This is a genomic window from Halomicrobium sp. HArcht3-1, assembly GCF_058933345.1.
Window position 1 is genome coordinate 213,535 of the sequence record NZ_JBZYDM010000003.1, and the last position, 24,714, is coordinate 238,248.

Consider the following 24,714-nt stretch of genomic DNA (forward strand, 5'->3'; position numbering starts at 1 on the left):
TCACTCAGGTGGCCGTTTGACGACCGTCAGCCAGAAGTCCTCGATCCGGTCGACGATATCGAGGAAGCCGTCGAAGTCAACTGGCTTGGTCAGATAGGCGTTCGCGTGCAGGTCGTACGACTGGACGATGTCTTCCTCGGCCGCGGAACTGGTGAGGATGACCACCGGGATGCGCCTGAGGTCCTCGTCCTCTTTGATCTCGGCCAGCACCTCCTTCCCGTCTTTTCCGGGCATGTTGAGGTCCAGCAACAGCAGGTCGGGTCGTTCCGCGTCCTCGTATTCGTCCTCCTGTCGCAGGTACGCGAGCGCTTCGACGCCGTCGTTGACGACTTCGAGGTTGTTGAGGACGTGCCCACGGTCGAGTGCTTTGCGTGTCAGTTTCACGTCGCCGGGGTTGTCCTCTGCGAGCAGTATCTCGACCGGATCGGCTTGCTCAGTCATCGTTCCCCTCCGTCACCCGCGGGAGCGTAAAGTGGAACGTCGCTCCATCTCCCTCCGTCGATTCGACCCATATCTCGCCCCCGTGGCGCTTGACGATCCGTCGACAGAGGGCGAGACCGATCCCCGTCCCCTCGGAACCGCTCGCCCGTCCGCGCTCGAAGATATCGAAGATTCGCTCCTGTGTGTCCGCCGGGATGCCGGGGCCGTTGTCCGTGATGGTAAATTCGACGAACTTCTCGTGCTGTGTCGCAGTGACCGTGATCTCCGGGTCGACCCCCGCCTCGCTCGTGTAGCGCAACGCGTTTTCCAGGAGGTTCTGACACACCTGTCCGAACTGATCGGGGTCGGCCTCGATCGGTGGCAGTTGGTCGACCGACACGGTCGCGTCGCGTTCGTCGATCTGTAGCGACAGCGAGGCGAGCGTGGTATCGAGCACCTCGTTGGGATCGATCCGTTCGAACTCTGCTGCTCGCGTCTGGACCCGTGAGTACTGTAGTAACGCGTCAATCATTGCGCTCATTCGCTGTGCGCCGTCGACGGCGAACTCCATGTATTCGGCCGCTTCCTCGTCGAGTTCGTCGCCGTACTCCGTTTCCAGCAGGTCGACGTAGCTCGAAACCATGCGGAGTGGCTCCTGCAGATCGTGTGAGGCGACGTACGCGAACTGCTGGAGGTTCTCGTTCGACCGTTCGAGTTCTTCGCGGTGCTCTCGAAGTTCCAGCGCACGTTCGGCCCGGTCCAGCGCCGCAGTCGCAGTGCTTGCCAGAATCTCTAGAAGGTGTTGACTCGTGTCGTCGAACTCAGAAACGTCGTCGCTTCCGATGAACAGCATCCCGTGTTTTCCGAGCGGGAAAAAGAGCATCGAGCCCAGTGGAGCACCCGGATTCGCCGGCGATTCGAGTTGCTGGTAGTCTTTGACGTACGTCGTCTCGCCGCGCTGGAAGAACGCCATCTCGTCGGTACCGGATTCGATCGGAGTGATCTCGTCGTCGAGTTCGGCAGCGTATCGCATCGCGGCGTCGGTCACACTCTCCGGTGACAGACGGTCCGCCTCCTCGTCGTAGCTCCACATCGCCGTGATCGGTTCGTCGATGATCTGCTCTGCGATGCGCGTCACCGATTCGGCGACTTCGGTCCGAGACTCCGCGTACAGCAGTTCTTGCGTGGCATCGCTCAATCGCTCGACGCGTTCCTGACGCCGCTTCAAATTCGTAATGTCGCGGGCGACGCCGACGACGTTCGTCAGTGTCCCGCTCTCGTCGTACACCGGCTGATACCACGTCTCGAACGATAGCTCGCCGATCTGCTGCGTGGTTCGGACCTCGTCACCGTCGAGCGCCGTCTTTGCGGCGTCTTTGATCTCGTCGTACTCGGCGTAGGCGTCGAACACCGACACACCTTCCAGTTCTCCCGGTTCGAGACCGAGTACATCCAGTCCTCGCCCTGAGGAGTGGGTGAACACGCCGTCGGGGTCGAGCGTGAACACGACGACGGGAAGATTGTCGACCAGCGTCCGAAGCTGTTCGTTGCGCTCCTTGCGCTTGAGTTCGCGCTGCCTGCGCTCTGTAATGTCGGTGAGACTGACGACGATTCGCTTGATTTCGTCCCCCTCGTCCGTATCGTACAGTGGTATCGCACTCACCGAAATGACGAGCCGCTCGTCGTCCGGTCCGTGGATCGTCAGCTCCCTGTCTTGGATTGCCTCGCCGGTTCGGCGGACCTGCGCCGCCGGGGCTTCCTCTTTGGCGAGCGGGTCCCCATCGACCGTCATCAGCGTGAATCCCCCCGGCACGATATCCGAACCGATCAGTTCCGAGCGGTCGACACCGAGAATACGCTCGGCCTGTTCGTTGGCCCGCCGAATGTGGCCCGCAGCATCGTGGATCACGATCCCGACGGGACTCACGTCGAGGAGTCGATTCAACAGGTTCCGCTCGGTTCGATGTTCACGTTCGACTGCTCGGTACTCTGTCACGTCTCTCACGTATGCCACGACGCGATCCTCGCCGTTGACGGTCGTCGACCGGAGTTCGACATCCGTCCAATGGCTTTCGCCGTCGGGACCCTCGACTTGCCACTCGACGTGCGACTGCCCGCTCTCCTGGGCCGTTCGTATCAGATCGTTCGCGTCGGCCGTCGAGAAGTCGGGCGGGCTGAAATCACCGACGTGCATACCCTCGATCGCCGCGGGGTCGACGCCCAGCAGATCGCCGGCCGCAGGGTTCGCAGTCGTGACCCGTCCCGTCTCCGGGTCGTGGACGAAGATGGGGTCCGGTGCCGTGGCAAACACCTGCCCGTGGAGTTGACTCTCACTGTCTGTCGAAGCCATACGGTATGAGTCTCAGTCGAGTACAAGAAAGTCGCCCCCCGATTATCAGATGCTGTTTTACCAATCCATCGGCACGATTCTCTCCGGTCGGTCCGAATCGCCACGACGGCCTCGATCGGCGCTTACCAGGTGCCGTGGAAGGTGTCGAACGCCAACTCTTCGAGGTCTTCCTCGCCGATGGCGATGCGGTACTCCTGTGGCGTGAGCATCGGCTTCTTGAACTGTGGGCCGTCGTCGGTCGTGATGCGCGGACAGCCAGTGTTGACGTAGGCGTCCATCCCGAAGTTGGTGAGTCGATCAGGGGTTACCTCGTCCATCGTGATGAGGTAGGCGTCGTCGTTGTTCTCGACGATTTCGGTGGCCTGGTCCCAGCGGCCCTGTCCGATCTTGGTACAGAAGATGACGCCCCAGTTGTCGGCGTCCATCGCCTTGTGAACGGAGGCGTACCGCTGCTTCATGAACTTCTCCGTGTCGGCGACGTGGACGGCGTTGTTCACGGGGTCTGCGATAACGACCTTCTTGTCGGGGTGTTCCATCGCCAGCCCGAGCGGATGGAATTTGCCGCCGCCGACGTAGAGAATCTGGTCTGCGTCCACGTCAGCACTGGCGTAGTTACAGCCAAGTACCTGTCCCTCGTGGGTCAGTCGGTCGTCGCCCCGGCGGGTGTGGACTTCGTAGCCACGTTCTTCGAGCCATTCGCGCATCTCGTCGAACTGGTTCATGTGCTGAGCCGTCGTGACAAGCCCCACGTCGGCATCTTCTGCGGGCGGACGGAGTTCTTCTTCGGCGGACTGTTCCATGATCGGGAACACGTCGACGTTAGAAAACAGCGGGACGTAGATGATCTTGTCCGACTCTTTCATCGGCGAGTGACCGAAGTGGACGAACACGTCGGTCCGACGCATCAGGTACGTATCGAGGTCGCAGGCACCGTAACACGGCTGGCCCGAGATCATCACGTTCACCGTGTCCGGTAGCTCCTCGCGGAGGTCGTCCGCCACCGCCGGGCCGCGCCGCTTCAGTCCTTCTGGGAACTGCAGGCCGACGGTCTCGGCGTCGCGCTCGTTGACCTCCTCGACGATGCGGTCGAGTTCGTAGTCCCACTCGCGGTCGTGCTTGAGCGCGAGTCCGGTCGTCCGGAGATCACCCTCACTTCGATCCTGGCTCATTAGGCCGGCATAACGGCTCGCGGTGTATAACAATCGCGCTTCAGAGCGAAGACCACCGACGACGCGTGAGGGGCGATCAGGTGTCGTCTAGCAGCAACTCCTGGGTGTGGTCGTCGACCGACGCGAGTCGATCTGCAAGCTGGTCGCCAAAGGCAACGAATCCGAAGGCGAGAATCGCCAGCGCAGCGCCACCGACAAGTGTCAGGTCCATACCCGAATTTGCTGCTCTGCGTTCATAAGTCTGCTCCCCGTTCGTCGTTCGGCAACCCTATAGGCGACGAGTCCCAAGTCGAAATCGATGAGCATCGAGTCCGAGACTGCCGATTCGAGCGTCGACACCGACGTCGAGGACCTCGCCACGGACTTTGGCGAGGCGATCACCGAACTGCCACTGTACCAGCGCTTCGTCGAGGCCAAAGAAGCCGTCGAGAACGACGAGCAAGCGCAGGCCCAGATTCAGGAGTTCGAGTCGATCCGCGAGGAGTTCATGCTCGCCCGCCAGACCGGTCAGGCAGATCAGGAGTCGCTGCGGGAGCTACAGGCCGCACAGGAGAAACTCCACGACATCCCCGTGATGAGCGAGTATCTCAAGCTCCAGAGCGAACTCGAACTGCGCCTGCAGGAACTCAACGAGATGATCTCCGACGAACTGGTCGTCGACTTCGGCGAGAAGGCCGGCGGCTGTTGTGAGGACTAGCGAGGCAGCACGGTCACCACGACCAGCAGTGGGATTCCGATGATCAGGACCGGACGGATACGGTAGAAGTGTAGCTGACCGGCCCAGAGAATTTTCCCGTCGTCGTCCAGCGTGACTCAGCCGTAGGCCCTGTCGTCGGGGACCTGTGCTGGCACTGGCTGTCCCAATTTTGATATACAGGCTGGATTCGATCCAGTGGAAAACCGTTGTATCGAACACTGACCCATGTGACCAGTAACCACGAAATAGCGGGAAAGCGGGATGGCGCTACACGATCTGATAATTCGTCACGCAGGCTTATTACCGAGTATCAATCTCTGTTTTGTATAGACTGGGTGGACCTCGCCCGAACTGAACTATGATCGGACAACGACAGACGGACGACCGTGGACAGGTCGGGATCGGGACCCTCATCGTCTTTATCGCGATGGTGCTCGTGGCCGCGATTGCGGCCGGTGTCCTGATCAACACGGCCGGCTTCCTCCAGAGTAGTGCCGAACAGAGCGGCGAGCAGAGTACCAATCAGGTGACCAACCGGCTGCAGATCGTCGATATCGCCGGCAGCGACATCGTCGAAGACGGACAGGGCATGGAAGTGACGACAGTCGCTCTGACAGTCAAGCGATCGCCCGGATCGGGCAACGTCGATCTGTCGACGACGACGGCCCAGTGGGTCTCCTCTGATGGGAGCTACGACGTGATCAGTTACACCGCCTCACAGGGATCGGGCGGGTCGGCCGGTGATGCCGGCTTCGTCACCGCGACGCTGCAGGACGACGATAGCTCCATCTCGAACAGTAACGTCCTCAACGACCAGTCCGATCGCGCGATCGTGACCTTCCAGACTGACTCCGTGCCCGACGCCGAGCAAGACAGCGAGCTTTCCGACGGGCAACTCGTCGGCGGCGATCTCACCGAGGGGTCGACGGCCGAGATCGAACTGAGCACACAGGCGGGCGGGGAAACGACCGCGACCGTCGTGGTCCCGCCGTCGCTCTCTGGGAAGTCCGCGGTCAGTCTCTAACCGACAGTACGGTACCGTCACGTCGGCGTGGCTTCGAAATTCGCAACTGTTTACCAGTCCGTCGACGCACGATCCGGTATGGCGATCGACTCAGACTGGGACGACTGGCTCGTGCGCGCTGTCGAAGACGCCGACCCGGACGGACTCGCGATCTGGTATCTCGGCTGTAACGGCTTCGTGCTCAAATCCAGCGGCGGTACGACCGTCTTTATCGATCCGTATCTCGGTCTCGGCGACCCACCGCGGACGGTCCGCATGATCCCGGTCCCGTTCGATCCCGACGACGTTCGGGTGGCGGACGCGGTGCTTGCGACCCACGAACACACCGATCACGTCCACGGGCCGAGTCAGGCACCGATCCTCGCCGGCACCGGTGCCGACTTCTACACGACGGATTCCGGGCACGCGGTGGTCCGGGACGAGGGCTGGCTCGACGAGTGGGCGGTCACCGACGATCAGCTCCACCAGATCGGCGAGGGTGAGACGATCGAGATCGGCGACCTCACCGTCCACGTCGAGCCGGCCAACGATCCCGACGCCGAGCATCCAGTGTCGTTCGTCTTCGAGCACGAAGCCGGGACGTTCTTCCACGGCGGCGACGCGCGCCCGGGTGCGTTCGAATCGGTCGGTGAGAACTACGACATCGATCTCGGTGTCCTCGCGTTCGGTTCCGTCGGGACGATCCCGGACAAAGAGACCCGTGAACCGGTCCGCACGAAGTGGTACAACGACGAGAACATGATCGTCGAGGCCGCCAACGAACTGCAACTGGACACGCTCGTCCCGACCCACTGGGACATGTGGAAAGGGCTGACGGCGGACCCGACCGTCCTGCACAAGCACGCGAACAGTTTCCCCTACCCGGCCACACTGCAGATCGTCGAGATCGGTGACAGGATCGACCTCTAACAGATACTTTCGGAAGTTTTTACATCCGAATATAGATAGTAAGTATCTTTAATATTGTCGGTGAACGCTTTTCGTTACATGAGTGACTCTCAGGCGTACGAAGAAATTACTGTGGTCTCAGATGGGGTGACGGTGATAAAGCGGTTCGAAGCCGACGAGTTCCCTGTGCCTGCGATCGCGTTCAACTTCGCTTCCGAACGGACGGAGCCAGTGACGGTCACGCTGACCGACGCAGTGCCCGAGGGTGTGGCCGTCGAGGACCTCGGCTTCCACCCGGAGTACGGCAGCGAGTACTGGACCATCGACGACGACACCATCTCGTTCGAACGTGAGATCGAACCGGAATCGGAGTACACGACCGTGTACGGCATCCGGGCGACTGGCACCGACAACGTCGAACAGTTCCTCACCGAACCGAGCATCGACCGGGTCGATCCGCCACTGGAGGACGACGAGGGGACGCTCGTCGGCGAAGGGTCTGACGCTGTCAAAGATGTCATCTCCGGGGACGCAGACAGCGTCCCGGGACTCGAAGACGCGGACGACGAGGAGATCGAAACACTCGATCTGAAAGATCCCAACGGCGAACGAATCCAACAGAACGGGCCGGCTCGGGCCGAGACCGCAAGCGAGTCGTCGACCGATGACGGTGATGCGGCCGACGATGAGGCGGCCGACGGTGACGGGGAGCGCCCCACCGTCGAGCGGTCCAGCGAAAACCTGATCGCCGCGATGGCAGCGGAGCTTCGAAACAACGAGGTCACCAAGGAGGACGTACAGATCCTTCGCAAGGCGTTCGATCTTGCGAGTGACAACGACGGCAGCGTCACCGCACGCGTCGACAAACTCCAGAGCGACGTGAGCGATGTCATCGCCTACACGGACGCACTCGAAGAGTTCCTCGACGAGAACGGGACCGGCGAGCAGATGGTAGAGGAGTACCAGTCCGAAGTCCAGTCGTTCCGGAGCGAAGTCGAGTCCTTCGAGACGGAACTGGAAGCGGTCCAGTCGACCGCCAGCCAGAACGACGAGCAGATCGAGTCGCTCTCTGACGGCGTCGAGGGGGTCCAGTCGTCCGTCGAGTCCGTCGAGTCGCAGGTCGGAACCGTCGGGTCCGAAGTCGACGACGTCGAGTCGCAGGTGTCGGAACTGGAGTCGCAACTGGACGAGGTCCAGACCGAACTCGAAGCGATCAACGAGCGGATGGGCGACAGCGACGTGGAGGCCCAGATTCAGGAGATCGACGAGGAGATCGAGGAACTCAAAGAGTGGCGTGAACAGCTTTCCTCGGTCATCGGCGGCGGCAACTGATACGGAACGTTGTCGTTGCGTACCGGTGGTCGTCGCCACAGGACAGACGATCACCGGCACATCGCTACGACAATCCGTATGCGAGGGGATCGACGCTCAGAACCGAGCGGGACAGTCGGTGTCTGTGCGGGCCAGCCAGCTGGAAACCGGATTCGTTTTATTATCGGATCGTCTCGCTTGTCGTAATGACGACGATCAGCGTGGCGGTTCCACGCAAAGGTCGGCCGCTCGAAGCCGTTCTCGAACGTCTCGCGACGACCGCGGAGTTCACCAGCGTCGCCGACGACGTGATCTCGACGCTGCGCTACGAGAAGGCGATCACCAAGGGCAACGCCAGCGCGGACGAGCACGTCTACGAGCGACTGGCCGACTACAGCGACCTCGCGGACCCGACGGAACCGGAGTTCACGCTGCTGCGTGACGACCGCGAAGGGATGCCACGCCGGGTCGTCTTCGACAGCCTGACGGTGCCTGTCGACGGGATCGACGTGCGACTCGTCGGCCGCGAGGAGCCGTTTCGGTCCCTGCGCAAACACGAGTTCGCGCTTGGCTTCGACAGTGCCGACCTCGTCCTCGAAGAAGTCGTCCAGCTACGGGACGACCCGCTGACAGAGATCGCAGCGATCAACGAACGCATCGACCCGCTCGACACCGACGTTCGCGTCGTCACCGGGATGGGCGATACAGTCTACCACACGCTGCTCGGGACCCCCGACGTGGTCGACTCCCTGCCCTACGACCTCACCCACGAGTTCGTCACGGCCTACGAGGGTCCGCTCTGTATCTCGCCGCGCTACGAGCGCCTCGTCGAGGCCGTCCTCGGGACCGAGGCCATCGAGGACATCGACTTTACGTATCCCGAGAACGGGCAGGAGGAGGAAGCGGCCATCGCCGAGGCCGGACTCGGCGTCTATCTCACTGTCACCGGAACGACGGCGCGAGACCACGGACTCGAACTGGGCGAACGACTGTTTCCCAGCGAGACCGTCCTGCTGGAGAATCAGTCCGAAGCCAGCCCCGCTGTCGAGCGCGTCCGAGAACTGTTTGCCACAGCCGACGAGACCGCACTGGCGTTGCAGTAACTGCCACGCTCCCGGGTGACATCGGTGTCAGCACAGCCATTTATCCATCGAGGGCCTACCTCGGACCACGACGATGGAGACAGCGATTCCACAGCAGCCAGAGAGAGGGTGCCCATGAGCGAACCGCACGCTGACCACCCGCTCCACACGGCCGGGACCGACCTCGACGACGCCAGTGTCGCGGTCGTGATGATTCACGGCCGCGGCGCGCGAGCGGACGGCTTCCTCCAGTTCGCCGAGCAAATCGACGTCGACGGGGTCGCCTATCTCGCACCGCAGGCCGACCGCGGGTCGTGGTATCCAAACCGCTTTATCGATCCCATCGAGAGCAACGAGCCACACCTCACGGCCGCGCTGGGCGTGGTCGAGGCGACGATCCAGCGGGCCGTCGACGCCGGGATCGACCACGACCGGGTCGTCCTCGTCGGGTTCTCACAGGGTGCCTGTCTCGCCAGCGAGTACGTCGCTCGGAATCCCCGCGAGTACGGCGGTCTCGTCGCGTTCAGTGGCGGACTCATCGGCCCGCTCGGGACGACCTTCGACCACGAGGGCGACGTTGCGGGAACGCCCGTGTTCTTTGGCTGTAGCGACGCCGATCCCCACATCCCGGAAGAACGGGTCACCGAGTCGGGCGACGTGTTCGAGGCACTCGGCGCGACCGTCGAGGTCCGCATCTACCCCAACATGGGGCATACGATCATCGAGGACGAAATCGACTACCTCACGGAGCGCCTGCGAACGCTTTCGGACACTGCATAAGCGCCGCACTGACGGCGCGGGTCCGGCCGCCGACCAGCGTCGTTTAACCGTGTCGAGCGCCAAGTCGTCCCGTATCCAATGCTGTCCGACGGGTTCGGTCGCGAGGTCTCGGGAGTTCGCGTCTCGCTGACCGACCGGTGTAACTTCGACTGTGTTTACTGTCACAACGAGGGGCTGGGCGACACGCGCGGGCCGCTTGCACCGCAGGACGACGAGATCGGTGCGGATCAGGTGATCGACTTCCTCGACGTGGCCGCCGAGTTCGGCGTCGATACAGTGAAGTTCACTGGTGGCGAGCCGATGCTTCGGCAAGACCTCGCGGAGATCGTCCGCCGGACGCCCGACGAGATGGCGGTCTCGCTGACGACCAACGGGTCGTACCTCCCGGAGCGTGCGGCCGAACTCGTCGACGCCGGACTCGAACGGGTCAACATCTCACAGGACGCGATGGACCGCGAGGCGTTCGCGGAGTTGACCCAGCGGGGCGCGTACGACCGCGTCATGGAGGGCGTCGAAGCCGCCGTCGATGCGGGGCTGACACCGGTCAAGATCAATATGGTCGTCTTCGAACCGACCGCTGGCTACGTCCCGGGGATGGTCGATCACGTCGTCGAACACGACGGCCTGCGTCTCCAGTTGATCGAGTACATGCCCGAACTGGCCGGCCACCCCGAGTGGGCCATCGACATCCAGCGCGTCCACGACTGGCTTGCCGAGCAAGCCGACCGGATCGACCACCGCGAGATGCACGACCGGCGGCGCTACGTCGTCACCGACGACGGCAGCGAGGGGGTCGTGGAGGTCGTCGACCCGGTCGGCAACGAGACGTTCTGCGCGAACTGTCACCGCGTCCGGCTGACTCACGACGGCTATCTGAAGGGGTGTCTGAATCGTAACGACGACCTCCGGGCCATCGGCGAGGCGAAAGTCCGGATGCGCGATGCGTTCCGGGCGACCGTCGCCAGCCGCGTGCCCTACTACGGGGAGTACATGATCGAGACGGACGACGGCTGGGAGCGCAACGACGAGTACGTCGACGAAGTCGGTGATCGGATGCCGTACGAGTACAGCGACGAATAACTCCCACGTCGGCCGCCCAGCGAGCCGTCGGCTCGTCGAAGTCGTGGCTTTTTGCGCCGTGGCGCCCACACGTCGAGCATGACAGACGACCCTCGGGGCGTGGGATTCAGAGAGCGGATTCGGCTCGACGAGGCCCGCGAGCGACTGCTCGACGGACTCGCGCCCATCGACCGGAACGAGACGGTCGCGGTCGCAGACGCAGCCGAGCGCGTGCTGGCCTCGGCCGTCACCGCACCGCGGGCGGTGCCACAGTACGATCGGACGACGAGGGACGGGATCGCCGTCCGTGCCAGCGACACCTTCGACGCGAGCAGCCACTCGCCGGTCGAGCTGTCGCTCGCCGAGGCGGTCGATTCGGGACAGGCCCGGCGCGTCCACGACGGCAGCGAACTGCCGGCGGGTGCAGACGCCGTCGTCGGAATCGACCGCGTCACCATCGAAAGCGACGACCTCGCCACAGTGTCCCGTCCGGTCGCAGCTGGAACGAACGTCGCGCGGATCGGCGCGGACGTATCCGAGGGCCAGCGGCTCTTCGAACCGGGCGATCTGCTCTCACCGTCGGCGCTAGCACTCCTCGAAGCCGTCGGTGTCGACACGGTCGAGGTGGTCGAGCGCCCGCGCGTGTGCGTGCTCCCCGTCGGGTCGGCACTGGTCCAGTCCGATCCCGCCCCAGGTGAGATCGTCGAGACGAACGGCCAGACTGTGAGCCAGTTCGTCGGGCGGTGGGGTGGTCTCGCGACGACCCACGACGCCGTGGCAGACGACACAGCAGCGCTCCGCGGGGCGCTCGAACGCGCCACCGACCACGACATCGTCGTGACCACCGGTCGGTCCGGTATCGGGGAGCAGGACCTGCTACCGAGTGTCCTCGCCGACATCGGCGAGGTCCTCGACCACGGTGTCGCGATCGATCCGGGTCGTTCGGTCGCCGTCGGCGTCGTCGACGACACGCCGATCCTCGTGTTGCCGGGAGCGCCGGTGGCGACTATCGTCACTGCCGTCCAGTTGCTCCGGCCTGCGCTGAAGCGCCTCGCCGGGCGACCCGTCAGCCAGTTTCCGACGACTGCGGCCAGTCTCGACCGCAAGGTCGCGAGCGAGGTCGGGGTCCGGTCGTTCGTCGGCGTGACTCTCGACAGTGAAGGAACGAGTGACGACCGCGCCACGGCGACGCCGACGCGAACGGACTGGGTGGGTGCGCTCTCGACCGCCGCGCTGGCGGACGGCTGGATCGCCGTGCCCGAGGCGGCCGAGGGGTACGAGGCGGGACGGTCCGTCGCCGTCGAACACTGGGAGTGGTCACAGTGAGCGACCGCAAGGAGTTCTGTGATCTCGCCTCGCCCGAACGTGCCCACGAAGTCGTGCGCGGCCTCGACATCGATCCCGGGACCGAGACGGTCCCGCTGACTGAGGCCCGTGGTCGCGTCCTCGCCGAGCGGATCGATGCCGGCATCGACGTGCCCGGATTCGATCGCGCCAGCATGGACGGGTACGCCGTCCGGGCGCGGGACACGTTCGGTGCCGACGAGACCGATCCGGTCACGCTCACGCTTGCGGGCGTGGTCCACGCGGGTGAGAAGCCAGACACGAGCGTCGATCCCGGCACGGCAGTCGAGATTTCGACCGGCGCGGTCATGCCCGAGGGTGCCGACGCCGTCGTGATCGTCGAACGGACGAGCGAGACCGACGACGGCGTCGCGATCCGATCCCCCGTCACACCGGGCGAGAACATCATGCCGTCGGGAACGGACATCGCCGCCGGCACTCGTGCACTCGGCCCGGGGACGCGATGCACGCCCAGAGAGATCGGCCTGCTCTCGGCACTCGGCGTCGACGAGGTTCCCGTCCGAGCCAAGCCGACCGTGGGCATCATATCGACGGGCGACGAACTCGTCCGCCCCGGCGACGACCTCGACAGTCGGGCCGGTCAGATCTACGACGTGAACAGCTACACCACGGCCGCAGCGGTCGCGGAGGCCGGCGGCGACCCACAACTGTATCCCCACGTCGGCGACGACTACGACGAGATGGAACGCCTCCTTCGCGAGGCGGCCGACGAGTGCGATCTGGTCCTCTCGTCGGGATCGACCAGCGCGAGCGCCGTCGACGTGATCTACCGCGTGATCGGGGAGCAGGGCGAACTCCGACTGCACGGCACCGCGATCAAGCCAGGCAAGCCGATGCTGGTCGGCGAACTCGATGACGCCGCCTACGTCGGACTGCCGGGCTACCCGGTCTCGGCACTCACGATCTTTCGCGTGTTCGTCGCACCGTTGCTGCGCGACGCAGCGGGACTGCCGGAACCGCCGACAGCGACAGTCACCGGACGGATGGCCGTCCGAGAGCGATACGAAGCGGGCCGTAGACGGCTGCTCCCCGCCGGCCTCGTCGAGGATGGCAACGACGACCTGCTCGTCTACCCGGTCGACAAGGGCAGCGGTGCGACGACGAGCCTCGTCGACGCCGACGGGACCGTCACCGTACCGGCCGACACCGCCTTCCTCGACGCCGGCGAGACCGTGACGGTCGATCTCTTCTCGGCCGAGGTCCGCCCGCCGACCATCCTCTGTGTCGGTGAGTCGGACCCGCTACTCTCCACTGTCCTCGACAGGCTCGACCGGCCGCGCTTCCTCCCGGTCGGGACTGAGTCGGGACTGCGACAGCTTCGAAACGGCGTCCCCGACGTGGCGGTCGCCGCCGGTCCCAGCGCAGACGACCCGGACTGCGACGCTATCGAAATCGGGGGCTGGACGAGAGAGTGGGGGCTGGTCGTTCCGGCCGGCGAGAGCGGCGCTTTCGACGGGCTGGCGTCGCTCGTCGACACGGATCGATCCTTCAGCAATCTCGCGACCGGGAGTGGCCTTCGCGCCAGCCTCGACGCCGCCCTCGACGCGCTGGCTGTCGAACGTGACACTGATCGGGAGGGGCTGACGACCGACATCGACGGGTACGAACTGGCTGCGAGCGGGTTCGAGCGTCCCGCCCGAGCGGTCGCCACGGGCGAGGCGGACGCGGGTCTCGGACTCCGAGCGACTGCCGATGCGCTGGCCCTCGAATTCGTCTCGTTCGGACGACAACCAGTATGGCTGCTCGCGAACCCAGACCGTATCGACAAGACCGGCGTGACGGCGCTGCAGGACGCCCTCGAATCGGTCGATCCGTCGTCTCTCGCCGGGTTCGAACGCCGGTAAGCGAGCCGATCAGCGAGCGCGCGGGAACTTACTCTGGCGTACGTACTCGCTTACTATCTGTCCGGCCCGTCTTAGAGCGGTCATGGATCGCCGCTCGACCCGACGACAGATTCTCGGAGCGGGTAGTCTCCTGATCGTCGCGCTCGCTGGCTGTGGCGGTGACGGTAGCGGAAGCGACGGTGGTGCCTCAGGTCCCACTGTGACCGGAGCCGAGTATCCGTCGATCGACGAGTGGCTGACCGAGACCGAAGTCGGCGGTGCGAGCGACAACTACGATGGGACGTTCGCGGTGCTGCGAGATCAGGCGTCGGTGACCATCGACGTGGGTTCCGAGGGCAACGGTGGGGCCTTCGCATACGCGCCCCCGGCCGCCGTCGTCTCGTCGGGCACGGAGATCCGCTGGAACTGGACTGGCGAAGGAAATCCCCACAACGTCGAAGCGCTCCCGACCGAACAGATCGGCGCGTCCGACTACGAATTTAGTTCCGGTGAGCCAGTGGGCGGGTCCGGCGTACAGTACACACGGACACTCGACGACACCGGGATCGTGCTGTATCACTGCGAGCCACACCTCTCGCTCGGGATGAAAGGTGGGATCGCCGTCGAGTGATTTGAAGCCACTGGCGGGTCAAACGGGTTCGACCGCCGGGTCTGTGCTCACACGTCCGCCCGTACGAACAGTTGCTGACTCACGGCGAGGACGACGACCGCCGCGGCCCCGAGCAGGCAAGCACCGGCGAGATCGTGTGTCCCGTCGATCAGGATCGCTGGTGGATCGAAGTACCGAACAGGCGAGAATCCACCGACCCAGTCGTAGTTGGTCCCGACGAGAATCGATTCGAAGAGCCACGCCGCGAAGACGAGACCGAGACCGACACGGCCGGCGGTCGTGCCGCGTCGGACACCAACACCGAGCAGGACGCCGACAGCACCCCAGAACAGGAGGTAGACCACCGCGACCGCGTGTAACCCGAACAGGTCGACGAGGGGAAGCGGATCGTCGACGAGCCATGATCCGACGAAAAGCACCAGCGGCACGACGGTGTTTATCACTATGATCGGTACGATCAGTGCGAGATACTTGCCCAACAGGACACTGGTACGAGAGACCGGTGCGGCGAGTACCATATCCATCCGGTCGCGTCTGAGGTCCTCGGCGACAGTGCCTGCGCCACTGTAGGCGACGTAGGCGGCCAGACCGACGATCCAGCCGAACGTGTAGAACTCGCTCGCCAGCAACCCTTCGAGCGATTCCAGACTCTCGAAACCCATCAGCGCCGCGAGCGCGGGCGGGAACGTCTCGATCAGTGCGGTCATGTCGACGCCGGTGACGACCTGTGGCCCGAGCCAGATGTAGAATCCACCGAACAGTGAGAGTCCCACCGTGAGAATCCCGGTCATCCTGACACGCTGGGCAGCCTCGAACTGGAACACGCAGAGGGCTGTCCCGATGTGGCCGGTGCTCGCCTTCGATGTCGTCTCGGAAACGTCCGCTGTCATCAGACATCCCTCCGTGCGAACCACTGTTGGCTCGCGATCAGCAGGACGAGCGCCGCGAGAAGGAGGATACCGCTGCCCACGAGATCGTACTCGTTCGCCGTCAGGATCGCGATGGGGTCGTAGTACTGCATCGGGGCTACGGCTGCGAGCCAGTCGAGGTCCGTGCCGACGGTGACCGCTTCGATCAGGAACGTACCGACGAGCGTCCCGACGGCCGTCCCCTCGGCGACGATTCGTCGTGATGCGACGACCGACGTGAACACGCCGAACGCGCCACACAGAAGCAAGTACGGGATCGACAGTGCGTGGACGGCGACCACGTCGACGAGTGCGATCGGATCGTCGATCGCGCGTGTCCCCAGCACGACGACGGCGAAGACGACGACGTTGACGACGACGATTGGGGTCAACAGTGCGAGGTACTTCTCGACGACGATCGTCTCGCGAGAGACTGGTGCCGCGAGCAGCATGTCCATTCGACCCTCCTCGATGTCTGCTGCGATGTCACCGGCACCCCGATAGGCCACGTAGATACCCAGACCGAGCAGCCAGACGAACTCGTACAGCTCCAGAGCGATGAACCCCTCGATGGTGCCGATGACGGTGAGGCTCAGCGCTTCGACCATCCGGGGCGGTAGCTGTTCGGTCAGGGCCGCCAGATCCACTTCCGCGAGAATCCCCGGTGCGATGGCGATCATCATGCCTGCGAACGCCGAGATGCCGATTGCCAGCACGACTGCGCCGGGGAACTGCTCTCGTGCCTCGAACCGCGCCGTCTCAAGCATCCGCCGACTCCGCGTCTGTCGTCTCTCTTCCGCGACTTTCGACTTCCTCGACGGCCGCCCGCGGATCGTCGTCGTAGAACCGCATGAATACGTCTTCGAGCGGCGCTTCTTCGATCGACAGGTCTCTGAGGTCGTACTGCAGCAGGTGACGCAGCAGCGGGTCGTACGCTCCCGTGTAGGTGAACGAGACCGTCGCCTCCTCGCTGCCGTCGCCCCCGCCACTGACTGTCACGTCGTGAGCCCCGTCGAGCGTGACTTCATCGGCAGTGACTGTCCCACTCACGCTCGCACGAACGATCTTCCCAGTCCGGTCCAGCAGCGAGTCGATCGCTTCGAGTTCGACGAGCCGACCGTCTCGGATGATGCCGACCCGGTCACAGACTTTTCGCACTTCGCTGAGGATGTGCGACGAGAAGAAGAACGTCTTGCCACGGGTACGCTCGGTCTCGATAAAACTCAGGAGTTCCTCCTGTTTCAGCGGGTCGAGACCCGACGTGGGTTCGTCCATGAAGACGAGGTCTGGATCGTGCATGAACGCGACGAGGATCGCGAGCATCTGCTTGTTCCCACGCGAGTACTGCCCGACCTTGCGATCGAGCGGTGGATCGAACAGTTCGAGAAGTTCGTCACTGCGTGTGTCCCCCCGCAAGGCCCCGTGATACGACAGCAGTCGCCGTCCTGTGACCGATTCGTCGAAGCCGGGTTCACTCGGCAGGTACCCCACGTTCGCGCGGACCGCTCGGAGTGCGTCGGCATCGTGAATGTCGGCACCGAGGACCGTTGCAGTGCCAGCGGTCGGTGACTGAAATCCCATCAGTGTCCTGATCGCGGTGGTCTTCCCGGCACCGTTGGGACCGAGAAACCCGAACACCTCTCCGTCGCGTACCTCGAAGGTAAGATCGTCGACCCCACAGATCTCGCCGTAGTACTTCGTCAGTCCGTCGACCTCGATCGCAGTCATGACTCGCTCACACTTCCTATCGACGTGTGGCCCCAAGTTCACGTTTTCCCCAGCCCTCATCGACCGTATTCCGCTTGCAGCCGGTCTGACAGGGCGTCTCTGACGATCAAACGACGTGATCGAGCCACCAGCAATTGGTATAGCGGTATGCAGTTTATTAGTTTGCTATCGGCCATCGAATCGCGACAGCAAGTGAACCAGAACTAACACATTTCGTATATTTGCTGCTCGTAGACGGACCTGACTCGGTCTCCCCACTCGTGGGTGTACGTGTCGATTACGTCCTGTGCGACATCGCCCCTGAGGTACTTCACGATGCCCCGATCACCGGTCCGATCCCGGAGGTGCGTGGTGAAGAAGTGCCTGAAGTAATGGGGTGTGACGTTGGCCGCTGCACCGCCGCCGTCCTGATACCACCCCCGCTCTCGTGCGTGTTGCTCGACGATGTGATGGACCATATCCGGGGTCAACCGTGCCCCCCAGTCACCGCTTGTCGACGTAAAGAGCGGTGCCGCGTCAGATCGGGAATCCGGCCGTATCGCGAGCCATCGTTCCAGAACGGCCGCCAGTTCGGCGTCGATCGGTATCGTCGTCTCCCGTTTTCGCTTGTTGGCTGCAGACCGTTCTTCGCCGTTGACGACGCTTCCGCGTGCTGGCTCGGGTGAGACGAACAGAGAATCCGGGCGCCCGTCTAACTGTACACGGACTCGTTCAGGGTCGGCCAGTCGAGTCCCGGAAAGGTGTAGATCACGGAGGTCGAGATTACACAGCTCACCGGCCCGCATCCCGGTTTTGAGGAGAGTCACGATTACCGCTCGCTCCAGTGGATGGGTGATCTGGGCGACGAACGATCGCATCTCGGGAATGGAGATCTCCCGACGCTGTGGGTCGGTGTCGATCGTCTCGTCCATCTCTTCCATGACCAGTGACATCGGGTTCCGATCGAACGTCCCCACCTGATTCATGTACGCGTAGAATCGGTGCAGGTACGAGGCGTACGTCGCGATCGTCGACTCGCTCTGTCGACCACGAAGCCCGTGGACGTAGGCCATGCAGTCCCGGTGCGTCGCTTCGTGGAGGTCGACGGGTCGCGCACCGCTGTCCAGAAACGACTCGAAGTCCCGCAACACCCGTTCGTAGTACGCCCGCGTCCGCTCTGTCTTTCCATGGTAAGTGATATCGTCGAGGAAGTACCCAACCGGGTCTTCCTCAGCCCCGGCCGCTTCGGTCCCGGAACTCATCGTTTCACGTACCCCCCGTCACGACCGCTGTATCGAATTTCGTCACGGGCTTGCAGTTCCTGTAGCGTCTCGTCCAGTTCCGCCTCGACATCGTTGGTGACCGCTGCCACGAGTTCGTCCCAGTCGTAGGTCCCGCCGTCGCCGAGGATCGAGAGGACCCGGTCTTCGAGGCCTCGACCCTGGGGTTCAGGGCCGGAACCTTGCCCTGCACGGGGTTTCTCTTCCCCCTCGTCTTCGGTAGCCGTCTCAGGGCCTGTAAACCCTCGACGGCCAGCCTGGACCATCGATCGGACGAACTCACTCAGACTCATGTCGAGTTCGTCGGCGTGTGACTGCCATTCGTCTTTCTGATATGTCGGTACGTACGTCTGGACTCGCGACCGCGACGCGTCGACGGCCCCGTCACTTGCCATGTTCGGTCGCTTGGGTGCCAGCTACATCAATGTAACTCATATTCACGGATAAAGACCCTTATTTGTCTATCTGACATCCTCAGGCGGCAAGTGGTGATTGGATTATTTGTGAGCCTAACTCAGAAATCTGTCGACTATGCCATTCGCACAAATAAATAATGTCGCCGAACACAGGTCAGATATCGCAATGCTGTGTGGTCCAATATCGTATCGACTCGATTCACTCCGATCCAGTAATGTACTGAAATATGATGGGTACCCGTTCACCGATCGACTTACCGCCGGGCCAGCCGTGGCGTCGGGCATCAGCCCTCGAAGTCGGATGGGGAGTCGGGGGGTCGTGTTCAGAGAGAGATCGGGTGAAGTCAGAACAAGGCACCGAAAGCCCTCGGCACGCTGGCCGAATCTGCGTCGGATATTCTCCCTGCGGTCGAATATGTGCCGCCGCAGATCCGGCTACCGAGCCTCGCCCTTTCATCCGCCAGGAATCAGCCCGAGAGGCCGTCTAAACCCTGGTGGATGAAAGGGCGAGCGCTACGTGGCGGCTGCGCCGCCACGGTATAGCCGGCCGGTGGAGCCGGCCGGCCTTTGCGGGAACCCCGGCGAAGTCTGCTCACGGGCGCGAAGCGCCCGTTCGCACGGCCAGAGGAACTCGCGGAGTCCCTCTCGGCAAGCACGCGAAGCGCGTAGCGAGTCGCGGGACCGCAACTGCACGAGGGCTTTCGGTGTCTCAATCTCTACGGATGCTGCCGCTTATCTGAACACTGCGGTCAGGAGGTAGTAGAGAGCTATTGAACACCGTGCGTCGAGATCGACACGCTCTCGTGTATTCAAATGTGTCTCAACAGCGGGCGTCTGCCGTGCTGGAATGGTCTCCCAAGCACTGAGGGTGATGCCGTCCACACGGGATCGTGGGCGATACTGAGGGGGTCATAGTGCCAGCCTAGGGTATGCCACACTGTCGTATATCAGGGTTTCATCCCCACAGCCGATTCACCGGACAGTTGGATCGACGCACCTGCTGTGCAGTGTCACGACCCTTGCAGCGTCGGCGAGGGCACCGAAAAGGCAGCAGGCAACCCAGCTAACGATTCGTGTTGCTCCGACGGAAACGACCGGAAAGCACGCTCGTCTCACGCATCGACGCACTGCAACCCATCAGATACAGCCTGATCGGCCCGTGTAACCACGAGTATCGACGGGCATGGGTTTGTCATGTGACACCGAATTGCTTTCCGTCAGTGACTGACTCAGGCAATGCTGTGCAGATAAGAGGGCTTTGTGTCTGCCACGCGGAGACTGGACTGTATATCTGAACACGACCACTCAGGCAGGCCGTGTTAGGTCCTCTCTCGGTCGGAGGGCGTCCGGCCATCCTCCAGACTCGATCCGTCGGCGGTCCGAACCTATCACACTAGCCTGCGAGAGCCACCCTACAGACGTTCGCCGTTCGCTATCCGTACTAGTGATACGAACCACGAGAGGGGAGAGGCGCCGAGCAGTTGGCCTGCCGACGGTTCTCCACGACTGTCCGAAGTACAGCGTTTGCGAGTCGCCCGTCGACATCGACAGCGACCGTGACCCTCACGACGAGAGTGCTGTTTTCTCGACATCGCGGGTAGAGCGAGCGAAAACGATATTCCACAACGATTTCTCGGCCCGGTGTTCCAGCGATCTCGTTCGTCCCGGCGATTCGCAAGCAGATGGCGACTGTGGGCGACGAGTCGGCAGTCTCGGAGTCAGTAGATAGCGTGACTGGCCTGCGAACGGTAGATGTGGGACCCTCCATTGGCTTGCATCTGCGGTCTACCTGACCCGTCGGTCCGTCGGGCGGCGGTTCTGGGTCAGGAGGTGCTCTTCGTCGACGACGCTCCTGTGAACTGTGCTCTGTCGACGAGCACTGTTCGCTGTCGATCAGCCACAGTCTGTTTGCCCTCTGACGTTGGATAGCTACGGTCGAGGTGGGATAGATTACAGTTGGAGTGGCGTCTCGGGTTTCGATCCAAGCCCAGCAGTGGGCCACTCAATCGACGTTCTCGTACGTGTGACCATCGTGAGCGGGGTCGCGCCAGTGGAGTGTAGCAAAGACGCACTACGTCGACTCAGTCGTTGAAGCCACCGCCAGAACACGACCGGTTTTCGGACTGATCGATGGAGGAATAAAATTACATTGACACTTTCTTGTGTCTCAGCGTGGGCGGTATGGAACACATAAATTGCATAGTGCTATACCAATATGTGCGAGGTCGACGTGACTCGTTTCGACCAGAGAGCAGGCACTCACAGGGTTCCCGGTTTTGGGAGCGGTCCGTCCAGTCGATTCGAGTGGCCTACGGGCGGATCACCGACCGCTGATCGGTTCGGAAGTGATCGGCTGATCGCTGCGGTACCATCCGATCGCATGGATTCGCGAACCCAGACTACTCAGCATCGCCCGACGACTCGGCCTGCGTGTCGTCTTCGAGGACTTCGAGCGTCTCTTCTCGTTCATCGGGTACGTCGTCCCGAGCGGTCATCGGGTCCGTGCCGATGGATTCGGCCATGGAGGCCGTCGGGGTGAGTTGATCCCCGTGAATCAGTTGGGGGAGGAGGATTCGAACTGTTTCGATAAGAACGATGAACACGATCGGCAGGAGGAAAAAGCCGTACCAGCCAAAGAGGATCGGTCCGAGCAGGTACCCGAACAGGAGTACCATCGCATCGAGATGATGGCCGGTGATGTACGGCTGGAGGAAGGTCTGGGGCACGATATCGAGGAGGACGAAGTAGGCGAGGAGGACGCCGCCGACGAACGGCAGTTGGTTCCCCGCCACGTCGAGCGATTGAAGCAGGAGGTGTCCGACGACCGGGACGTAGACGAGTTTGCCGACCACGATGGGGATGAGGCTCGCGACCCCGGTGAGGAAAGCGAGTGTCAAGATCATCGGAATGCGCAGTCCTGCGGGTGCGAGGGCGTTCGTCGCCCAGTAGGCGATCGTCGCGACAACGGACATGACGACGATGAACTGAAGATTGCCGAAGAACACGCTCTCTAAGTCTTCGTCGATGGCGACGGCGTAGTTGTACGCGGTGGTCTCACGCCCGCCAAACAGCGTCGTCAGGCCCGCGGAGAGTTCCTCGTCGTTCGCGAGGAGGAAATAGGAGAGCGTGATCGCGAGCGCGAGAAACAACAACGTACTGGCGAGCCCAGAGACGACGGCGACCCCTAGCTGAAACACCGATCGCAACGACTGGCGGGGGTTCGCGAGAAGTTCACGAGGATTCGACGTGATCGAGCGCAGGATGGATTGCTGGTCACTCGGAAGCGCATCGAGATTGAAGTACGACGTGACGAGTGAGACGAAGCCGTCCGTCGTCGACGCGAGGCGCTGGATCTCCTCGAAGAGCTGGAATCCGGCCCAGAGCGCGACGACTATCACTGGAACGAGCACGAGCAGGACCGTCGCCATCGCGGCCAGACTCTCCGAGTCGGTGATCGACTCGACGCGCTCACAGATCGGTCGGGTCGCGTAGTACCCGAAGACACCGACGACCAGCAGGCCGAGAAACGAGTACGCAATGTAGCCAGCGACGACGGCCAGTAGCACGACGAGCAGCCACCAGCCGACGCGCGTGCGGTCGGCTGGAGTCCACGATCCACTGGCAGTCATTACAGTTCTATTGACCTTTCAGACGTGTATCAGTTGTGCCTGCGAACGCGGCCAGCCGGGGTATCGGCGAGAGTGACCAGGGGAACGATCGAGCGGAAGACGGACTGTCGAGACTGTTCGACGGGTGAGAAAGCCCGGGGGTGTCGCTACTCGTCGTCGTCGAGGTTGCGGGCCGTCTGTGACGGACCTCCGGAGAAGACGAACTCGTGTTCGGCTTCGGTTTCGAAGCGGTCGAGAATGTCGCCAAGCGGTCGCGCGTATCGTTTGAGCTGGCGTGCGCGCGAGGACACCTCGTTGAGTTCTGCTGCCTGTTCTTCGGCCGCTCCGGCGACGGTTTCGGATTCGGCCATCATCTGTTCACTGGTGTCTGCAGCATTCTGCAGTTGCGTCGCGACAGTGCGGAACTGATCGAGCGAGTCGGTGAGGTCGACACCGTCGTGGTCCCGCTCGAATCGTTCGAGGGTTTCGACAAGCGTGTCGAGGTCCTCAGAGATCTGTTGGAGTTGATCTTTCTGCTCGTAGGCATCGTCCGAGATCTTCTGGACCGATTCGGCGACCTGTTCGGAGGCGTCCCGGACGGACTCTGCACTCTGGAGGACCACGTCCCCGGACTCTGCGACCTCGTCGGAGAAGCTCTTGAGCTGTCCGGTCGTCTTTTCGAGTTCCTCGATCATCCGATTGAACTCCGCGGCGATGGTGTCCATCGCCTCGTTCTCTCCGTCTTGCTCCATCCGAGTCGTCATGTCACCACCGGCAGTCTGTTCCATCGCGATCGAGAACTCTCGGGCCTTCTCTTGCAGGTAATTGCTCATCTCCATCGCTTCGGCCCGGGAGACTTCCGCTTCTTTGCGGGCACGCTCGGCCTCGTCGATCTGATTTTTGAGCGCGTCGCGCATCTCCGCGAAGCCGTCGTATAGCTGTCCGATGTTGTCGATTCGATTCGACGCGAGCGTGACGTCGAGGTTGCCCTCGCGCATCTCCTCGGTCTTCCGACTCAGTCCGTCGATTGACGATGCGGTGCTCCATCCGAGGACAGCGCCCACACCACCGACGAGGACGACCATCCCGACCGTGGCGATCAGGCCGTACTGCTGGATGTCCTGCACGAAGCCAAACACCGTCGAGGACGGCGCGTGGGTCAGGACGACCCACTCAGTTCCCTCCACTGGGGCGTAGCCGACCGTGTACTGCTCGTCGATCAGATCCGAGTTGGCGGGCATCGCCGTCTTCACACCGGCCTCCTGTGTGGTGTCGCGGAAGGAGTTCGCATCGTCGACGCTCTGGCCGACCGGGTAGGTGTTGAACACCATCGGGTCGCGACGACTGTCGCTTGTGCCTTCGGCCTGATCGATCATGACGCGACCGTCGTCGTTGACGACCAGCGTGAACTGATCGGCGTTTCCACCGGTACCCTGAAGATCCGATGCGATCTCCTCGATACTGTACTCGACGACGAGGAGCCGGTTCTGAGATGCCGAGACGGGGCTGGCGAATCCGATCGTCGGTTCCCGGTTCTGGTTGTCGTAGTAGACACCAGACGCCGTCACTGCCGTCGCATCGTCGAGGGACACGTTACCGGTCCAGCCGAGGTTGACTCGTTTCACACCGGTCTCGGCCTCGAGATTCGTGCTGGCGACGACAGTCGCTTCCGAGAGACCCCGTTCGAGGAGGTGTATGTTCTCGGCGTCGCCCGGCAGCCGAGAGCGTTCGTTTTCGAGGGCGAGGGCCAGATCACCATCGTCGGACGCCCAGCGATCCTGATTCGAGAGTAGCTTCGTCGACAGTCGATTCTGACTGACCCACTGTTCGACGAGTCCACTCTTCTGGAGTGCAGTGTTCTTGTACTGTTCTTCGACGTTTTGCTGTGTCTGGCTCCGCACTTCGTCGGTCGCCGCGACACCGATCAGCCCGATCGCCGCCGCGAGAACGAGAAAGACGATCCCGAACTTCAGCGCGAAACTTCGACGGACGACGTTCGGCGTTATCTTCTGGAAGATACTTTCAGACGGTGTATCCGACTGACTCATCGGACACCACCACCAACGACCACCTGTTTGGTAGTGACTGACTCACAGTCGTGTTGCGAGCCACTCACTGACCACGTTTCCCTCACTGACATAGGTTTGTGTGTATTATTTGGGTACATAAGCCTTTGGAGTGTGTCATCACCCGTGA

General features: G+C 62.6%; 21 protein-coding genes. 10 read left to right on the top strand and 11 right to left on the bottom strand.

Translation table 11 applies throughout. The features are described 5' to 3' along the window. From AC5FRW_RS06410 to AC5FRW_RS06425, 4 genes are all read right to left on the bottom strand, one after another. Entirely contained in the window at positions 1-441 is a 441-nt protein-coding gene (locus AC5FRW_RS06410; protein ID WP_493567603.1) for a response regulator, read from the bottom strand. Further along, on the bottom strand, positions 434-2,770 hold the full coding sequence (locus AC5FRW_RS06415) for a PAS domain-containing protein (protein ID WP_493567604.1): 2,337 nt from the start codon (positions 2,768-2,770) through the stop codon (positions 434-436). The genes AC5FRW_RS06410 and AC5FRW_RS06415 overlap by 8 nt, the downstream gene beginning before the upstream one ends. A 122-nt stretch (positions 2,771-2,892) precedes the next feature. Continuing rightward, on the bottom strand, positions 2,893-3,939 hold the full coding sequence (dph2, locus tag AC5FRW_RS06420; protein WP_493567605.1) for a diphthamide biosynthesis enzyme Dph2: 1,047 nt from the start codon (positions 3,937-3,939) through the stop codon (positions 2,893-2,895). 76 nt (positions 3,940-4,015) lie between these two features. Further along, the gene (locus AC5FRW_RS06425; RefSeq protein ID WP_493567606.1) at positions 4,016-4,150 is read right to left on the bottom strand and encodes a hypothetical protein; all 135 of its coding nucleotides are present in this window, start codon (positions 4,148-4,150) and stop codon (positions 4,016-4,018) included. Between the two features lie 87 nt (positions 4,151-4,237). On the opposite strand from AC5FRW_RS06425, the gene AC5FRW_RS06430 reads away from it, so the two are divergent. The 10 genes from AC5FRW_RS06430 to AC5FRW_RS06475 all read left to right on the top strand — a co-directional run bounded on the left by AC5FRW_RS06430 (position 4,238) and on the right by AC5FRW_RS06475 (position 14,599). After that, on the top strand, positions 4,238-4,636 hold the full coding sequence (locus tag AC5FRW_RS06430; RefSeq protein ID WP_493567607.1) for a YlbF/YmcA family competence regulator: 399 nt from the start codon (positions 4,238-4,240) through the stop codon (positions 4,634-4,636). Between the two features lie 358 nt (positions 4,637-4,994). After that, a complete protein-coding gene (locus tag AC5FRW_RS06435; RefSeq protein ID WP_493567608.1) occupies positions 4,995-5,660 on the top strand; it encodes a flagellin in 666 nt (221 codons plus the stop codon). 78 nt (positions 5,661-5,738) lie between these two features. After that, positions 5,739-6,569, top strand: coding sequence for an MBL fold metallo-hydrolase (locus tag AC5FRW_RS06440; protein WP_493567609.1), 831 nt, complete (start codon positions 5,739-5,741; stop codon positions 6,567-6,569). Between the two features lie 78 nt (positions 6,570-6,647). Next, on the top strand, positions 6,648-7,880 hold the full coding sequence (locus tag AC5FRW_RS06445) for a hypothetical protein (protein WP_493567610.1): 1,233 nt from the start codon (positions 6,648-6,650) through the stop codon (positions 7,878-7,880). A 185-nt stretch (positions 7,881-8,065) separates the two neighbouring features. Further along, positions 8,066-8,962, top strand: a complete 897-nt coding sequence (locus tag AC5FRW_RS06450; protein ID WP_493567611.1) for a phosphoribosyltransferase HisG-related protein — start codon at positions 8,066-8,068, stop codon at positions 8,960-8,962. A gap of 114 nt (positions 8,963-9,076) precedes the next feature. Continuing rightward, complete coding sequence (locus AC5FRW_RS06455; RefSeq protein ID WP_493567612.1) at positions 9,077-9,721, top strand: alpha/beta hydrolase; 645 nt, start codon at positions 9,077-9,079, stop codon at positions 9,719-9,721. Between the two features lie 78 nt (positions 9,722-9,799). After that, positions 9,800-10,801, top strand: coding sequence for a GTP 3',8-cyclase MoaA (gene moaA / locus AC5FRW_RS06460; protein ID WP_493567613.1), 1,002 nt, complete (start codon positions 9,800-9,802; stop codon positions 10,799-10,801). A gap of 78 nt (positions 10,802-10,879) precedes the next feature. Further along, complete coding sequence (locus AC5FRW_RS06465) at positions 10,880-12,106, top strand: molybdopterin-binding protein (RefSeq protein WP_493567614.1); 1,227 nt, start codon at positions 10,880-10,882, stop codon at positions 12,104-12,106. Further along, complete coding sequence (locus AC5FRW_RS06470; protein ID WP_493567615.1) at positions 12,103-13,989, top strand: molybdopterin biosynthesis protein; 1,887 nt, start codon at positions 12,103-12,105, stop codon at positions 13,987-13,989. The genes AC5FRW_RS06465 and AC5FRW_RS06470 overlap by 4 nt, the downstream gene beginning before the upstream one ends. 82 nt (positions 13,990-14,071) lie before the next feature. Then, positions 14,072-14,599 carry a halocyanin domain-containing protein gene (locus AC5FRW_RS06475; protein WP_493567616.1) on the top strand — a complete coding sequence of 176 codons (528 nt, stop codon included), beginning with the start codon at positions 14,072-14,074 and terminating at the stop codon, positions 14,597-14,599. Positions 14,600-14,646: 47 nt separating this feature from the next. On the opposite strand, the gene AC5FRW_RS06480 is transcribed toward AC5FRW_RS06475, so the two are convergent. The 7 genes from AC5FRW_RS06480 to AC5FRW_RS06510 all read right to left on the bottom strand — a co-directional run bounded on the left by AC5FRW_RS06480 (position 14,647) and on the right by AC5FRW_RS06510 (position 24,566). Then, positions 14,647-15,489, bottom strand: a complete 843-nt coding sequence (locus AC5FRW_RS06480; protein ID WP_493567617.1) for an ABC transporter permease — start codon at positions 15,487-15,489, stop codon at positions 14,647-14,649. Further along, a complete protein-coding gene (locus AC5FRW_RS06485; protein WP_493567618.1) occupies positions 15,489-16,274 on the bottom strand; it encodes an ABC transporter permease subunit in 786 nt (261 codons plus the stop codon). The genes AC5FRW_RS06480 and AC5FRW_RS06485 overlap by 1 nt, the downstream gene beginning before the upstream one ends. After that, the gene (locus tag AC5FRW_RS06490; protein WP_493567619.1) at positions 16,267-17,235 is read right to left on the bottom strand and encodes an ABC transporter ATP-binding protein; all 969 of its coding nucleotides are present in this window, start codon (positions 17,233-17,235) and stop codon (positions 16,267-16,269) included. The genes AC5FRW_RS06485 and AC5FRW_RS06490 overlap by 8 nt, the downstream gene beginning before the upstream one ends. A gap of 203 nt (positions 17,236-17,438) precedes the next feature. Further along, positions 17,439-18,476: a tyrosine-type recombinase/integrase gene (locus AC5FRW_RS06495; protein WP_493567620.1), complete on the bottom strand. Its 1,038-nt coding sequence runs from the start codon at positions 18,474-18,476 to the stop codon at positions 17,439-17,441. After that, the gene (locus AC5FRW_RS06500) at positions 18,473-18,889 is read right to left on the bottom strand and encodes a DUF5805 domain-containing protein (RefSeq protein ID WP_493567621.1); all 417 of its coding nucleotides are present in this window, start codon (positions 18,887-18,889) and stop codon (positions 18,473-18,475) included. The genes AC5FRW_RS06495 and AC5FRW_RS06500 overlap by 4 nt, the downstream gene beginning before the upstream one ends. A gap of 2,420 nt (positions 18,890-21,309) precedes the next feature. Then, positions 21,310-22,539, bottom strand: a complete 1,230-nt coding sequence (locus tag AC5FRW_RS06505; RefSeq protein WP_493567622.1) for an AI-2E family transporter — start codon at positions 22,537-22,539, stop codon at positions 21,310-21,312. Between the two features lie 146 nt (positions 22,540-22,685). After that, positions 22,686-24,566, bottom strand: coding sequence for a PDC sensor domain-containing protein (locus tag AC5FRW_RS06510; RefSeq protein ID WP_493567623.1), 1,881 nt, complete (start codon positions 24,564-24,566; stop codon positions 22,686-22,688). Between the last annotated feature and the right edge of the window lie 148 nt (positions 24,567-24,714).